Source organism: Vibrio sp. 03_296, assembly GCF_002265885.1.
On the sequence record NZ_NPKW01000148.1, the window covers coordinates 1 to 15,072 of the forward strand.

General features: G+C 45.8%; 11 protein-coding genes, 4 tRNA genes and 1 pseudogene. 9 read left to right on the forward strand and 7 right to left on the reverse strand.

What is annotated here, in order from left to right; all coding sequences use genetic code 11:
• A pseudogene (locus CIK04_RS20105) lies at window positions 1-169 on the reverse strand (IS5/IS1182 family transposase); the annotation flags it as partial.
• 329 nt (window positions 170-498) lie between these two features.
• On the opposite strand from CIK04_RS20105, the gene CIK04_RS20110 reads away from it, so the two are divergent.
• The 7 genes from CIK04_RS20110 to nspC all read left to right on the forward strand — a co-directional run bounded on the left by CIK04_RS20110 (window position 499) and on the right by nspC (window position 6,839).
• Window positions 499-572: transfer RNA gene (locus CIK04_RS20110), tRNA-Cys, on the forward strand.
• A 3-nt stretch (window positions 573-575) separates the two neighbouring features.
• Window positions 576-651: transfer RNA gene (locus tag CIK04_RS20115), tRNA-Gly, on the forward strand.
• Window positions 652-710: 59 nt separating this feature from the next.
• A tRNA-Leu gene (locus CIK04_RS20120) sits at window positions 711-797 on the forward strand.
• A 25-nt stretch (window positions 798-822) separates the two neighbouring features.
• Window positions 823-898: transfer RNA gene (locus CIK04_RS20125), tRNA-Gly, on the forward strand.
• A 589-nt stretch (window positions 899-1,487) separates the two neighbouring features.
• Complete coding sequence (locus tag CIK04_RS20130; RefSeq protein WP_097353080.1) at window positions 1,488-4,367, forward strand: pyridoxal phosphate-dependent class III aminotransferase; 2,880 nt, start codon at window positions 1,488-1,490, stop codon at window positions 4,365-4,367.
• Window positions 4,368-4,382: 15 nt separating this feature from the next.
• On the forward strand, window positions 4,383-5,627 hold the full coding sequence (locus tag CIK04_RS20135; RefSeq protein ID WP_017422337.1) for a carboxynorspermidine synthase: 1,245 nt from the start codon (window positions 4,383-4,385) through the stop codon (window positions 5,625-5,627).
• A gap of 78 nt (window positions 5,628-5,705) precedes the next feature.
• A complete protein-coding gene (gene nspC / locus CIK04_RS20140; protein ID WP_097353079.1) occupies window positions 5,706-6,839 on the forward strand; it encodes a carboxynorspermidine decarboxylase in 1,134 nt (377 codons plus the stop codon).
• A 62-nt stretch (window positions 6,840-6,901) separates the two neighbouring features.
• On the opposite strand, the gene CIK04_RS20145 is transcribed toward nspC, so the two are convergent.
• Window positions 6,902-7,414, reverse strand: a complete 513-nt coding sequence (locus CIK04_RS20145; RefSeq protein ID WP_026060845.1) for a glycine cleavage system protein R — start codon at window positions 7,412-7,414, stop codon at window positions 6,902-6,904.
• 197 nt (window positions 7,415-7,611) lie between these two features.
• Complete coding sequence (locus CIK04_RS20150) at window positions 7,612-8,508, reverse strand: DUF3943 domain-containing protein (protein ID WP_176463392.1); 897 nt, start codon at window positions 8,506-8,508, stop codon at window positions 7,612-7,614.
• Window positions 8,509-8,692: 184 nt separating this feature from the next.
• On the opposite strand from CIK04_RS20150, the gene CIK04_RS20155 reads away from it, so the two are divergent.
• The gene (locus CIK04_RS20155; protein ID WP_097353077.1) at window positions 8,693-9,928 is read left to right on the forward strand and encodes a CinA family nicotinamide mononucleotide deamidase-related protein; all 1,236 of its coding nucleotides are present in this window, start codon (window positions 8,693-8,695) and stop codon (window positions 9,926-9,928) included.
• 93 nt (window positions 9,929-10,021) lie between these two features.
• Here the strand turns inward: CIK04_RS20155 and yfaE are convergent, their stop codons facing one another.
• The 3 genes from yfaE to nrdA all read right to left on the reverse strand — a co-directional run bounded on the left by yfaE (window position 10,022) and on the right by nrdA (window position 13,796).
• The gene (yfaE, locus tag CIK04_RS20160; protein ID WP_017422333.1) at window positions 10,022-10,300 is read right to left on the reverse strand and encodes a class I ribonucleotide reductase maintenance protein YfaE; all 279 of its coding nucleotides are present in this window, start codon (window positions 10,298-10,300) and stop codon (window positions 10,022-10,024) included.
• Window positions 10,300-11,433 (reverse strand): class Ia ribonucleoside-diphosphate reductase subunit beta, encoded by a 1,134-nt coding sequence (gene nrdB / locus CIK04_RS20165; RefSeq protein WP_011080847.1) that lies wholly within the window; start codon window positions 11,431-11,433, stop codon window positions 10,300-10,302. The genes yfaE and nrdB overlap by 1 nt, the downstream gene beginning before the upstream one ends.
• Before the next feature lie 80 nt (window positions 11,434-11,513).
• Window positions 11,514-13,796 carry a class 1a ribonucleoside-diphosphate reductase subunit alpha gene (gene nrdA, locus CIK04_RS20170; RefSeq protein ID WP_097353076.1) on the reverse strand — a complete coding sequence of 761 codons (2,283 nt, stop codon included), beginning with the start codon at window positions 13,794-13,796 and terminating at the stop codon, window positions 11,514-11,516.
• A gap of 268 nt (window positions 13,797-14,064) precedes the next feature.
• On the opposite strand from nrdA, the gene CIK04_RS33470 reads away from it, so the two are divergent.
• Window positions 14,065-14,208: a hypothetical protein gene (locus CIK04_RS33470; protein ID WP_325205728.1), complete on the forward strand. Its 144-nt coding sequence runs from the start codon at window positions 14,065-14,067 to the stop codon at window positions 14,206-14,208.
• Between the two features lie 55 nt (window positions 14,209-14,263).
• On the opposite strand, the gene ubiG is transcribed toward CIK04_RS33470, so the two are convergent.
• Window positions 14,264-14,971: a bifunctional 2-polyprenyl-6-hydroxyphenol methylase/3-demethylubiquinol 3-O-methyltransferase UbiG gene (ubiG, locus tag CIK04_RS20175; RefSeq protein WP_011080845.1), complete on the reverse strand. Its 708-nt coding sequence runs from the start codon at window positions 14,969-14,971 to the stop codon at window positions 14,264-14,266.
• Window positions 14,972-15,072: the final 101 nt, after the last annotated feature.

Sequence of the window (15,072 nt, forward strand, 5' to 3'; positions counted from 1 at the left end):
CAACAGGTGGACGCCCATTATCTTTACAATAAAGATGAGCGACTTCATCACGAATGAATTCAAAGTCGATAGCATTATCGATTTTGCGCACTAAATGGTCTTTAGGAACTAACTGTTCCATCGTCACCATTTCCAGTTCGTATTGTTGCGGGGTGGGTTCTTGAAGCATATCGGAGTATCCATATTTCGATACCCCTATTAGATCAAAGGTCTAGCTCGAAAGCTAGACCTTTGTCAGCAGTCTGAACGGGCGCAAGCCCGTTTTTTTATGCGTGAAGTTCGCGATCAAGGCGTAAGTATAAGTTGTGTAAGACAAGGATTATTCTAGATAATCTTGACTCTATGTGGRAAAGTCTGCCTTWAAATGAGCAATTTGTGGCTTTTAGCATATTTTGTGCTCAAACGATTTAAAAACAAAAAATAGTGTTGACTCGTTTTAATGAATGGGTAGAATGCATCCCGTACCCAAGAGAGAACAACCTCTTAAGGGGGATGTAAGGCGCGTTGGCAGAGGGGCTATGCAGCGGATTGCAAATCCGTGGACCTCGGTTCGACTCCGGGACGCGCCTCCATTTGCGACACTAGCTCAGTTGGTAGAGCGCAACCTTGCCAAGGTTGAGGTCACGAGTTCGAACCTCGTGTGTCGCTCCAAATTTTAAGATATGGCGAAAGCGATATCGACATGGTGCAAGCCATAACAAGTTTTGTGTGCCCTGGTGGTGAAATTGGTAGACACAAGGGATTTAAAATCCCTCGACTTTCGAGTCGTGCCGGTTCAAGTCCGGCCCGGGGCACCATTTAATATCGTTCGAAAGAACAGATGCGACACTAGCTCAGTTGGTAGAGCGCAACCTTGCCAAGGTTGAGGTCACGAGTTCGAACCTCGTGTGTCGCTCCAAACACAAAAGCTCAGCAGAAATGCTGGGCTTTTTTGTTTTCAGCGATTCTTCAAGTCGATGTTGCCCGTGTGGTGTCGTTTCGTCCCGTTTTCTTCTTGTTATTCTCTATTCTTGCATTTTATAGTGCGAGCTAATCAGCAAAATTATTATTAAAACTTGTTGCCAGTCTATTTCTAATTGTGCTAAATTCGCGCGCAATCTCGGACAGTAGTTCTGGGGGACACGCGTAGTGACCATTCAAGCTGATTGTGACACTACGTAGGGTAGGTATCGACAGAGCCTTTTGTCGATAGACGGGATACTAATGTTGCTTAAGCAGCGGCATGTAAATGGGAAACCCAACGTTGAACTTTTTTAATAATCACACATTAATCAGCTTCATACTTCCTGAATGCCCTGTTTTGCAAAACAGAAGCATTACCGAGCCTTGATTTTAAGACCGATACTTTACCATTCGATGTAATGGTCGCTATTCCGTACCCGTTATTTAACGCCAATCGGAAGGCTTGGTCATGTCCCAATTACGTACTAAGAGTTACTGAGTGCGCCGGGGGCGAGAATCATTTTTTTTATTTCAAGGGAAAATGTATGAGCACCGCCTTTGAAGTCGATACTAACACTATCGCGACTATCTTTTCTTCTCAAGTTCCTGTTGTTGAAGGAATTTATGATTTAACGCCAGATCAAGTGTTACTTGATCAGGCTGAGCACGAGTCAGAAGTACGTTCTTACCCACGCCGTTTGCCTATCGCAATTAAGCAGGCTTATGGCTGTCTAGTGGAAGATACTCGCGGTCAGATCTTTTTGGACTGTCTTGCTGGTGCGGGTACTTTGGCACTGGGTTACAACCACCCGGAAATCAATCAAGCGCTAAAAGAGCAGCTCGATTCTGGTCTTCCATATCAAACACTTGATATTGCGACGACAGCAAAAACCAATTTCATCAAATCGGTAAAAGCCTTCCTACCTGAAGAGCTTAGCAACAACTGTGTGATCCAGTTCTGTGGCCCATCTGGCGCGGATGCTGTGGAAGCGGCCATCAAACTGGCGAAACAAACTACTGGTCGCAACACCATGTTTGCTTTCCGCGGTGCATACCACGGTATGACGAACGGTACCATGGGTATGATGGGTAACTTGAATACCAAAGCTCGTCGTACTGGTTTGATGTCGGATGTGCATTTTATGCCTTTCCCATACAGCCTACGCTGTCCGTTTGGACTGGGTGGTGACGAAGGTGCAAAAGCGAGTATTCGTTACATCGAACGTCTGCTTAATGATGACGAAGCGGGTATCATGAAACCGGCAGCGATCATTGTTGAGCCTGTGCAAGGTGAAGGCGGTGTTATTCCTGCTCCAGCTTTTTGGTTACGTGAACTTCGTCGTATCTGTGACGAACACGGTATGCTATTGATTTTCGACGAGATCCAATGTGGTGTCGGCAAATCAGGTTATCACTTCGCGTTTGAAGAAGCGGGCATTGTGCCTGACGTATTGTGTCTATCTAAAGCCATTGGTGGTGGTCTACCAATGTCGCTACTAGTGATTAACAAAAAGCATGACACATGGCGTCCGGGTGAACACACGGGTACCTTCCGTGGTAACCAGCTCGCGATGGTTTCTGGTGCAAAAGCGCTTGAAATTATCACGCGTGATAAGCTTGTTGAACACGCAAATGTGGCAGGTCAGTACCTACGTCACGGCTTGGAAAAAATCCAACAACGCGTCGATTGTATTGCGGAAGTTCGTGGCAAAGGCTTGATGCTGGGCGTTGAAATCCGTAAGCCAGGCTCAGAGTTGAATAAGTTTGGTGAGCCTGTTTCTGATGGTCAGCTGACTCTTGCCATTCAACGTGCTGCGCTAGAGCGCGGTTTGATGGTCGAGAAAGGCGGTCGTGACGGTTCGGTTATCCGTTTCCTTCCTCCTCTGATCATCTCTTTTGAGCAGCTTGATTTTGCCCTACGCATTCTGGAAGAAGCGATTCTCGCGGCGGGTGGCAATCTAAAAGCGGTTGAAGAAAATGCCGAGTGGAAAAAACACTTTATCCACACCGGCGTAAACGGTAGCAAAGAGTTCGCATCGGTGATGAACCACACGACTGCGGCACTGAAGAACGCGTTTGAAGAAGTGGATGCACCTTACTCAGGTATGGATCCGAAAGCGTTAGAATCTGCGATTTACGCGGTTGATCTAGACAACAAAAACGCACCACTTAAAGCGATCATCGACGAAACAACAGAGCTCGTTGTTAAGAACTCAATCTTTACTCAGCACCCTGACTGTATCGCGCATTTGCACACGCCTCCACTGATGCCAGCGGTGGCTGCAGAAGCAATGATCGCTGCATTGAATCAATCTATGGATTCATGGGATCAATCTTCATCTGCCACTTACGTTGAACAGAAAGTGATTAACTGGCTGTGCGACAAGTATGAGCTGGGTGCGAAAGCAGACGGTATCTTCACCAGTGGCGGTACTCAAAGCAACCAAATGGGCCTAATGCTGGCTCGTGATTGGATTGCAGACAAACTGAGTGGCCACTCAATCCAGAAGCTTGGTCTTCCAGATTACGCTGACAAACTACGCATTATCTGTTCTAAGAAGTCGCACTTCACAGTGCAAAAATCCGCTTCTTGGATGGGCTTGGGCGAAAAAGCGGTTTTGACCATCGATGCACATGCCAATGGCACAATGGATGTGACTAAGCTGGAAGCTGCGGTAGAGCAGGCGAAAGCCGAAGGTTTGATTCCATTTGCTGTTGTGGGTACAGCCGGTACGACAGACCACGGTGCGATTGACGATTTGAACACCATTGCTGACGTGGCAGAAAAACACGATCTGTGGATGCACGTTGACGGTGCTTACGGTGGTGCTCTGATTCTGAGCAGTCAGAAAGCGCGCTTAAAAGGGGTTGAGCGTGCGCAATCAGTGAGTGTTGATTTCCACAAACTGTTCTATCAAACAATCAGTTGTGGTGCTGTGCTTGTTAACGACAAGCAGAACTTCAAGTTCTTGTTGCACCATGCCGATTACTTAAACCGCGAACACGATGAACTACCAAACTTGGTGGACAAATCGATCGCAACTACTAAACGTTTTGACGCTTTGAAAGTGTTCATGACGATGCAAAACGTGGGTCCGAAAGCGCTAGGCGCGATGTACGACCACATTCTAGGTCAAACACTTGAGGTGGCTGACTTAGTGCGTAATACAGAAGGCTTCGAATTATTGGCTGAGCCTTCACTATCCACTGTCTTGTTCCGTTCTACTCTAGGTTCGGATCTGGATGAGTTGAATAAAACGCTGAGACTGGAGGCACTGACTCGCGGTGTGGCAGTCCTGGGTGAAACAATCGTTGATGGCAAAACAGCGCTGAAATTCACGATTCTTAACCCATGTCTGAAGATGTCAGATTTTGAATCTTTACTATCTAAAATCAACACTCTAGCGGCTGAGCTAGCGCAATAAAGGTAACGGAAAACTATGGCAATTTTACAAATTGGTGCAGGCGGCGTAGGCTGGGTAATTGCACACAAAGCAGCACAAAACAACGATGTTCTAGGTGACATTACTATCGCTTCTCGCACTTTAGACAAGTGTGAAAAGATCATTGAATCGATTCATGGTCGTAACAACCTGAAAGATTCAAGTAAGAAACTTGAAGCTCGTGCTGTGAATGCTGACGATGTGGACTCGCTGGTTGCACTGATTAAGGAAGTAAAACCTGACTTGGTTATCAATGCAGGCCCTCCTTGGGTAAACCTGACCATTATGGAAGCGTGTTACCAAGCGAAAGTGTCTTACCTAGATACATCGGTAGCGGTTGACCTATGTAGTGAAGGTCAGCAAGTACCAGAAGCTTACGACGAACAGTGGAAATACCGTGCTAAGTTCGAAGAAGCGGGCATCACGGGCATCCTTGGTGCGGGTTTCGATCCTGGCGTTGTTTCTGTTTTCGCAGCGTATGCAGTGAAGCACCTATTTGATGAGATCGATACCATTGACGTGATGGACATCAACGCAGGCGATCACGGTAAGAAATTTGCAACCAACTTTGACCCAGAAACGAACCTATTGGAAATCCAAGGGGATTCTTTCTACTGGGAAAACGAAGAGTGGAAGCGCGTTCCTTGTCATACTCGTATGCTAGAGTTTGATTTCCCGAAATGTGGCAACTTCAAAGTGTACTCAATGGCGCACGATGAAGTTCGCTCGCTGAAAGAGTTCATTCCTGCTAAGCGTATTGAATTCTGGATGGGTTTTGGTGATCGTTACCTAAACTACTTCAACTGCATGCGTGACATCGGTTTGTTGAGCCCAGAGCCACTAACACTCCATGACGGTACTGTGGTTCAGCCTCTGCAAGTGTTGAAAGCGATGTTGCCAGATCCAACGTCTTTGGCTCCAGGTTACACCGGTTTGACGTGTATCGGTACTTGGGTTCAAGGTAAGAAAGACGGCAAAGCGCGTAGTGTGTTCATCTACAATAACGCAGACCACGAAGTTGCTTACAAAGACGTCGAGCACCAAGCCATTGCCTACACCACAGGTGTTCCTGCGATTACTGCTGCACTGCAGTATTTCCGCGGTGCTTGGGCAGAGGCTGGCGTATTCAACATGGAACAGTTGGATCCAGATCCGTTCCTAGAAACCATGCCAGCCATTGGTTTGGACTGGGATGTGCTAGAGCTAACACCGGGTCAACCAACGATTCATACACTGAAGTAAGCCTTTCGCTGTATTATTCAGTCCTATCTTCAAGCCGGTGCGTTGCACCGGCTTTGTTCAGTTAAAGTGATGATAAAGATGAACAAAGAGCAATTGAAAACTCCATTTTTCATGATTGACGAAGCAAAGTTGATCCAAAACCTAGAGATTGCTAAGCAGTTAAAAGAAATTTCTGGGGTTAAATTGGTATTAGCACTGAAGTGCTTCTCGACTTGGGGTGTATTCGACATCATCAAACCTTACCTAGACGGTACGACGAGCTCAGGCCCGTTCGAAGTGAAGCTAGGTTATGAAAAGTTTGGTGGCGAAACACACGCTTACAGTGTGGGGTATAGTGAAGATGATGTTCGTGAAGTTGCGGAACTGTGCGATAAAATCATTTTCAACTCACAGTCTCAGCTGGCAGCACACCGTCATATCGTTGAAGGCAAAGCATCTATCGGTTTGCGCTTGAATCCTGGTGTGAGTTACGCAAGCCAAGATTTGGCAAATCCCGCTCGCCAATTCTCACGTTTAGGTGTACAGGCTGATCATATTGATCCGGCAGTATTTGATAGCATCAACGGCGTCATGTTCCACATGAATTGTGAAAACAAAGATGTGGACGCCTTCATCGCGCTACTGGATTCCATCTCTGAGCGTTTTGGTGCTTACCTCAACAAACTTGATTGGGTCAGCATGGGCGGAGGCGTGTTCTTCACGTGGCCAGGTTACGATGTAGAAAAACTGGGTCTAGCGCTGAAAGCGTTCTCTGAGAAGCACGGCGTACAGATGTATCTAGAGCCAGGTGAAGCGATCATCACTAAAACCACCGATTTGGTTGTGACCGTGGTGGATTTGGTTGAAAACGGCATGAAAACGGCAATCGTAGATTCTGCAACAGAAGCACACCGCCTTGATACGCTGATCTACAAAGAACCTGCATCAGTGCTTGAAGCATCAGAAAATGGCAAACATGAGTACGTGATTGGTTCTTGTTCTTGTCTGGCTGGTGACCAATTCTGTGTGGCTAAGTTTGACCAGCCTCTGCAAGTTGGCCAGCGTCTGCACATTCTTGATAGTGCAGGTTACACTATGGTGAAACTGAACTGGTTCAACGGTCTGAAGATGCCTTCCGTATACTGTGAGCGCACCAATGGTGAAATTCAGAAACTCAACGAGTTTGGCTACGAAGACTTTAAACGTACATTATCACTTTGGTCGGTACAGTAAGTCCGGTTATGGTTATATAGAGTAAGAAAGGAGAGCAGCCAGTTGGCTGCTCTTTTTGTTTGTTAAGACTCGATAATCACGCGAGTGTCTTCACTCAAGGATTCTAGCTCGTTGGCGACGTCTTCTATATCGAGCTCGACAGGCAATTTAATCGCCATATTAGCGGTAAATAAACTGGAGCTTACACCACCACCGCCAGCAATAAATACGCGTTGGCAATCCATGTCAAGAATGCTGATGCCTTGATTGTCGAGCACGTGAGTGATCTCATTGACAATACCGGCTCGATCATTCGAATCGAGACGAAGTTGGAAGATGGTTTCTTTGTCGTGAATCGTTGAGTCTGAATCCACAAACTGAACAATCAAGTCTGGGTGAGAGCTGAAGGCATCTTTAACGGTTTGAACGTGCTGTGACGGCATGTCAATTTTAATCACTGCGGCCACTTGGTCTTCAATGAAGTTAACCTTGCTGATTAGCCATTTACCCCCATTTTCATGAGTAATAGCCGCTAACTGTTTGATCGTTGTTGGAGAGGCTCTACCAACGAAATTAACGATGAATACACTGTTCATAACTTCCCCCTGACACATCAAGCAACTTGTTGATTAAAAGAAATAATCCTTGTCTGATTTCAGTGTAGAAGCTATCGATGTATGACAGGTTTGACTAAGGTCAAGTTTTTCACCTAATCCCCAAAGTGGATGGAGAAATTCAGTGGTAGGGCACAAAAAGGGCGACCGTTGAGGTCGCCCGATACAAAAATGGCTGGTTAGAATGTGACTTTGAAATCAAACCCATAGAACTGGTTGTCGTAAGCGTAGCCAGAGTCTAAGGCATATTTGGCCGCATCCTGATTACCAAACCAAGGATTAGAAACAAAGTTGACTTCGGCACTGCCACCCCAAGCGTTACTGACCCAGTAATGGATATGACCAACAGGGTTAAGGAAAAACAGTGACACATCGCCCACGGTTTCGGATCCTAAAACTTCACCACCATTGGCGATAATGTTTTGCTCCGTTTCGAGCATGATTTCACCAACCACGGCACCGAAAAATGGCGTAATGAAGATATCTTGCCATGATGGTACTTCTGCAAACGCTTCTACGCCGTATTCCCAGAAGAACGTCGACATGACAGAAGAGTAAAGAAACGATTCAAATTCGTTGTATCCAGCGTGACGTGCTGCTGTGTAGTACACACCACCAAAATATGGGTGCATGATGTAGTTTAAGAAGTGCTCGTCGCGGTCCCATACTGGACCCGAGGAAACGTTGTCTTTCCACTTGCTACCTAGATTACTGATGTCTCGAGCATCGTCATCCCACTTGGTAATGCTTTCTGGTAACAAAGTCATCAAGCCTACTGTCGCTACACTCAAACCAAGAATGGTGTAAGTTTGGCCCATCAGATAGTCCCAGTCTTTATCTTGCGGGACAATGTAGTGCTTAGGTTGCGTACCGGCGTCCAAATTCAGTTCATTGCTCGGCTCATCTAAAGACAACGTAGTAGCAGGCTTGTAGCTATACAAGTTGTCGCTGACACAGTACTCTTGAAGGCAGTTTGTGCTGTATGAAAATTCTATATGCTTACTGAAGTCGTATTGTTCGGTAGCAGATGCAGAAGCGGTAAGAATGAGTCCACTCAAAGCTGTAGTTTTTAAGATTTGCTTTGACACAAAAGGTCTCCAAGTTGTGTTAGATGATCGAGTTCACAATTATCCCTTAAAGTGACCTTTATGGGAACAGTTGTCATCAATTTAGCCGAAACAATTGGCGTAAGAGTTTGGTCTAACCGAAATATATCGCTTTAAGAGTGAATGACTCCAGATTATTTAAGGAATACGATTCGTGAAAATTGCCATGTTGAGTACAGGTGAAGAAGTCCTTCAGGGTGACATTGTCGACACGAATGCCGCTTGGCTTTCAAGCGTCATGTATGAGCAAGGCTTTGCCCTGACTAAGCGTTCGACCGTTGGGGATCAAATGAATGCCTTGGTCGAAGAGCTACTCATGCTGAGCTTTAACAATGATGTCGTCATCGTCAATGGTGGTTTAGGACCAACCACAGATGATATGAGTTCGGCAGCGGCAGCCAAAGCCGCCGAATGTAAAATTGTGCTGTTTAAAGAGTGGTTGACTCGCATGGAAGAGATGTACCGTGAGCGCAATCGCCCTATGCCGGACAGCAACTTGAAACAAGCCATGTTGCCTGAAATAGCCGAGATTGTAGATAACCCGATTGGTACTGCGTGTGGTTTCAAAATGAATATCAATGAGGCGGTATTTTACTTTACGCCTGGTGTGCCACGTGAGTTCAAAGTGATGGTGGAAACGCAGATTTTGCCAGATTTGAAAAAACAATGGCCAGACAACGAAGCGTTTCAATGTAGCCGTTTGTATACGTTTGGCCTGTCTGAGTCTGGCATTTCAGATAAGCTCGATGCACTGAAGCTGCCTCAAGGCTACGAGTTAGGTTACCGCTCAAGTTTGCCATTTATTGAAGTGAAACTGTTTGGACCAAAAGATGCCCTTGATGAACGTGTCAAGGTAATGCAGCTGATTTACAAGTTGCTGGAAGGCAACGTGGTGAGTGTCGATGAGTCGATGACGCAGCACATAGGTCATATGTTGAAAGAGAAAGGACTCACCTTGGCAACCGCTGAACAGAGTAGTTTTGGCTATTTAGCGAGTTGGTTGCAATCGGATGACAACATTGCAGAGCAAAGTGGTCATGCTTGGGTGTTGTCGGCGAAAGGCAGTGAGAGCATTGATAACAGCAATCCGCTGGCTGCCGTCTTTGCCTTGGCAGGAGCGACGCGTGAAAAATGTTCGACGGATCTGGCATTGGTGACCGGTAAACTCAACGGAAAACAATTCTCTGTGGCGTTATCAGCACATGGTGGTGAGTGGGGCATGGTGCTTGAGCTCAATCGAGTATATGGTAAAGAAGACGCGAGTAGAGTGATTAGCACGGTGGCTGCAGATTTATTACGCCGCTATTTGGAAAAGAAACCGATGTTTGGTGAGTATTTCTCGGTGACAAAAGTCAAAGAGATGTTTGTACCGAGCAGTCTCGTGAAATAAATCTGTTGGGTTAAGCGCGATTTGTTTTTGCCCACGCAGAAATGAAAAGAGCCAGCATATTTTTGCTGGCTCTTTGTCTTTCGGTCAAAAACACTAAGCGCGTTTTTCTTTCATCACGTAATTGACGTCACTCAATATCACATCAGTTTTCGCGCGGCAGATACACGGCAAAATCTCATTGCTTTGCGTATAGGCCATGGCAAAACCCACATACTCCACTTCGCCAGACTCAAGCTTGCAGCGACATGCACCACAGTGCCCATCCCGACAGTTATATTCTGGCAGCAACCCTGCTTGTTCCATCGTTTCCAAAATGGTGTTAGCACGATTAGATTCAAAACTGTGTAGTTTGTTGATGCGGATTTTAGGCATTAGAGTTCAAAGCCCTCAAAATCGTCTGAGTGAACTTCGTTGTCAATTTGTCCTACCAAGTAAGAGGAAATTTCCGCTTCCTGTGGTGCCACTTGCACGTTATCAGAAGACAACCAAGCGTTAATCCAAGGAATTGGGTTCGAGGTTGCATTCGGGTACGCGACTGGAAGACCAACGGCTTGCATGCGGATGTTGGTAATGTATTCAACGTACTGACAAAGAATGTCTTTGTTCAGGCCAATCATCGAACCATCTTTGAACAGGTATTCTGCCCATTCTTTCTCTTGCTCAGCCGCTTCTTTGAACAAATCAAAACACTGTTGCTTGGCTTCTTCTGCTATTTGCATGAAAGAGAAATCATCTTGACCATTGCGCAGCAGGTTAATCATATGCTGAGTACCGTTAAGATGCAGTGCTTCGTCACGAGCGATCAGTTTGATGATTTTTGCATTGCCTTCCATAAGCTCACGCTCTGCGAAAGCAAATGAACATGCAAAGCTCACGTAGAAGCGAATGGCTTCGAGCGCGTTAACGGACATCAGACACAAGTAGAGCTTTTTCTTCAGTTCGTACAGGCTAACTTTAATGGTTTCGCCATTCACCACGTGCTCACCTTCGCCAAAGCGGTGGTAGTCGTTGGTCAATTGAATCAAATCATCGTAGTAGTGTGCGATATCTTTCGCACGCTTAAGAATATGTTCGTTTTCGACGATGTCATCAAACACGACACTTGGATCATTGACGATATTACGAATGATGTGCGTGTAAGAACGAGAGTGAATCGTTTCAGAGAAAGACCAAGTTTCAATCCATGTCTCTAGCTCAGGAAGAGAAACTAACGGAAGCAATGCCACGTTCGGGCTACGGCCTTGGATCGAATCAAGCAGCGTTTGGTACTTCAAGTTTGAGATGAAGATGTGCTTCTCATGATCAGGCAGTTTGTTGTAGTCGATGCGATCGCTCGATACGTCGACTTCTTCTGGGCGCCAGAAGAAAGACAATTGTTTTTCGATCAGCTTTTCAAAGATCTCGAACTTTTGCTGGTCGTAACGTGCAACGTTAACCGATTGGCCCAAAAACATCGGTTCTTTGAGCTGGTCATTTTTAGTTTGGTTAAAAGTACTGTAAGCCATGATGCCTCAATTCCTTTTAACCTCCCCTTCAGGGGAGGCATTCGATAGTCTGTATTGGTTTCGATTATGGGTGGGGAAGATTAAATCTTACAACCGCCGCCTGCACAATCGTCATCTTGTGGTTGAACTGCGTCTTTTTGCTCGTCTTTCGCGCCATCACGGGTGTTATGGTAGTAAAGCGTTTTTACGCCAAACTTGTACGCGGTGAGCAAATCTTGAAGCAGTTTCTTCATTGGCACTTTACCGCTCTCGTAGCGAGAAGGATCATAGTTCGTGTTTGCCGAAATGGCTTGGTCTACGAACTTCTGCATGATACCAACAAGATGTAGGTAGCCATCGTTTGAGCCGATATTCCACAATAGCTCATAGTTGTTCTTCAACTCGATGAAGTCAGGCACAACCTGCTTCAAAATACCGTCTTTCGATGCTTTGACCGACACATAACCACGTGGTGGCTCGATACCGTTCGTCGCGTTAGAAATCTGAGAAGAGGTCTCGGAAGGCATTAGCGCGGTGAGTGTCGAGTTACGTAGACCATGTTCCATAATCTCAGCACGCAGTGCATCCCAGTCGTAATGAAGGGGTTCATCACAGATCAAATCGATGTCTTTCTTGTACGTGTCGATCGGCATTAAGCCTTTTGCATAGTTGGTTTCGTGGAACAGTGGGCACTTACCTTGTTCTTTCGCCAACTCAACCGACGCTTTCAATAGGTAGTACTGAATCGCTTCAAACGTACGGTGAGTCAAACCATTGGCACTGCCATCTGAGTATTTCACACCATGTTTGGCAAGGTAGTACGCGTAGTTGATCACACCCACACCCAAAGTACGACGGTTCATCGTTGATTTGTACGCCGCTGGTAGTGGGTAATCTTGATAATCAAGCAGTGCATCCAGAGCACGCACCACCAATTCAGACAACTCTTTTAGATCGTCAAGTGTGTTGATTGCACCAAGGTTGAAAGCCGACAAGGTACAGAGCGCGATTTCGCCTGAATCATCTTCTACGTTAGCAAGTGGTTTGGTTGGCAGTGCAATTTCCAGACACAAGTTTGACTGGCGAACTGGTGCGACTTCTGCATCAAACGGGCTGTGTGTATTACAGTGGTCCACGTTCTGAATGTAAATACGGCCAGTAGACGCACGCTCTTGCATGAGCAATGTAAACATCTCGAGCGCTTTTACCGTCTCTTTCTTAATTGACGGATCGTTTTCGTATTTCACATACAGACGTTCAAATTCCGCTTGGTTCTCGAAAAACGCATCGTAAAGTCCTGGGACATCGGATGGTGAGAACAGAGTGATGTTGCCACCCTCAACTAGACGTTGGTACATCAGTTTGTTCAACTGAACGCCGTAGTCCATGTGGCGGACACGGTTTTCTTCAACGCCGCGGTTGTTTTTCAGTACCATGAGTGAGCGAGCTTCGCCGTGCCACATTGGGTAGAATACTGTTGCTGCACCACCACGCACACCACCCTGAGAACAACATTTCACGGCAGTTTGGAAGTATTTGTAGAACGGAATACAACCCGTGTGGAACGCTTCACCACCACGGATTTCAGACCCCAACGCACGAATACGACCTGCGTTGATACCGATACCCGCACGTTGAGAAACGTAACGTACGATAGAGCTCGCTGTCGCATTAATCGAATCTAGGCTGTCACCACATTCGATCAGAACGCATGAGCTGAACTGACGAGTCGGTGTACGCACGCCAGACATGATTGGCGTTGGTAGCGAAATCTTAAAGGTCGATGTCGCGTCATAGAAACGCTTAACGTAATCTAGGCGTGTCTCTCTTGGGTATTTTGCAAATAGGCAAGCGGCTACCAAAATGTACAGGAACTGTGCACTTTCGTAGATTTGACCACTTACACGGTTTTGCACGAAATACTTACCTTCAAGCTGTTTTACAGCTGCGTAAGAGAAATCGAGGTCACGTTTGTGATCGAGGTAAGCATCCAGCTCATCGAGCTCTGCTTTGGTATAGTCTTCAAGGATATGCTTGTCGTATTTGCCCATATCAACGAGGCGCGCAACGTGATCGTACAGCGTTGGTGGCTCATATTGACCGTATGCTTTTTTACGCAAGTGGAAGACTGCAAGACGAGCCGCCAAATATTGGTAATCTGGCGTCTCTTCAGAAATCAAGTCAGCAGCAGATTTGATGATAGTCTCGTGGATATCGCTCGTCGTGATGCCATCATAGAACTGAATGTGAGCGCGCAGTTCTACTTGTGAAACAGAGACGTTGTCTAGGCCTTCGGCGGCCCAAGTAATCACGCGATGGAGCTTCTCTAGATCGATGTTTTCTTTACGGCCATCACGCTTGGTGACGGTAAGTTGTTGGTTCATTCTGCTTTCTTTCCCTAACAAAACTGATAAAAGCCTTATTTTTGTGTGTTTCTATTGAAACAACTGTAAATTTCTTCGTGGCTTTGTGATCAAAGTCTATCTACATATTGTAGTTCAAACACAACATATAGGGGTACTAATGTTTTCGGGTTACAAGATAGTGCTATTGGCATCTGTTTTCAAGGCACAGACTCTGGATGACTTGTGGATAACTTGCAAAATTACAAAAAACTGTAAGTAAACACTTACCGATGAGAAAAGAGCGCACTTGGATGAAGAAAAGTGTGATTTTTGGATCGGTTTATTCTTAACCGCAAACGAAAATATTTTTCTTGATCTTTATGCTTTTTTGTATGCGAAAACTGGCTTGATTAAAATGGAATCGCAAGCACAAAAAACGTGCATGCGTTAACTAAAAAAGGCAGTAGTTTTGTGCTACTGCCTTTAAAAAATACATTCACTTTACGTTAAAACTTCTGAGTGTGAACGATGTAATTGACATCAACATTACGCCCTAATTTGTAGGTGTCGCTCAGCGGGTTGTAGTGCAAGCCGGTGATGCCTTGTTCACACAAATCGGTTTGGTCGATCATCTTAATCAATTCAGAAGGGCGGATGAACTTGTCATGGTCGTGTGTTCCTTCGGGAACGATTTTCAATAGTTTCTCCGCACCAACAATCGCAAACAGATACGATTTGATATTGCGATTTAAGGTAGAAAAGAACACGTGGCCGCCCGGTTTAACCAGTGCGGCACAAGAACGAATTACAGACAGTGGGTCGGGAACGTGCTCTAGCATTTCCATGCATGTCACGACATCGTACATTTGTGCATTTTCAGCAGCGTGATCTTCAATAGTGCTTTGGATATACGTGAGTTTGGTACCGGTTTCAAGAGCATGCAGACGAGCAACCTCAAGGGGTTCTTTGCCCATGTCCAATCCCGTCACAACAGCGCCTTCTTTTGCCATGCTTTCGGCTAAAATGCCACCGCCGCAGCCGACATCGAGCACTTTCTTGCCAAATAAACCATCTGCTTTTGACAGTACGTAATCCAGACGCAACGGGTTGATTTGGTGAAGTGGCTTAAACTCACCTTCCAAGTCCCACCAGCGAGAAGCCATGTCTTCGAATTTTTTGATTTCGTTTGGGTCAACGTTTTGTGTTTTAGTCATAAGCGCTGCTCTGGATGATTCTGCTTCCTTGAAAATAGGACGGCATTATAACGCCTTCGCTTTTTTCCTCCATAGAGAAACTGCTTTTTGTGCTGAACTGG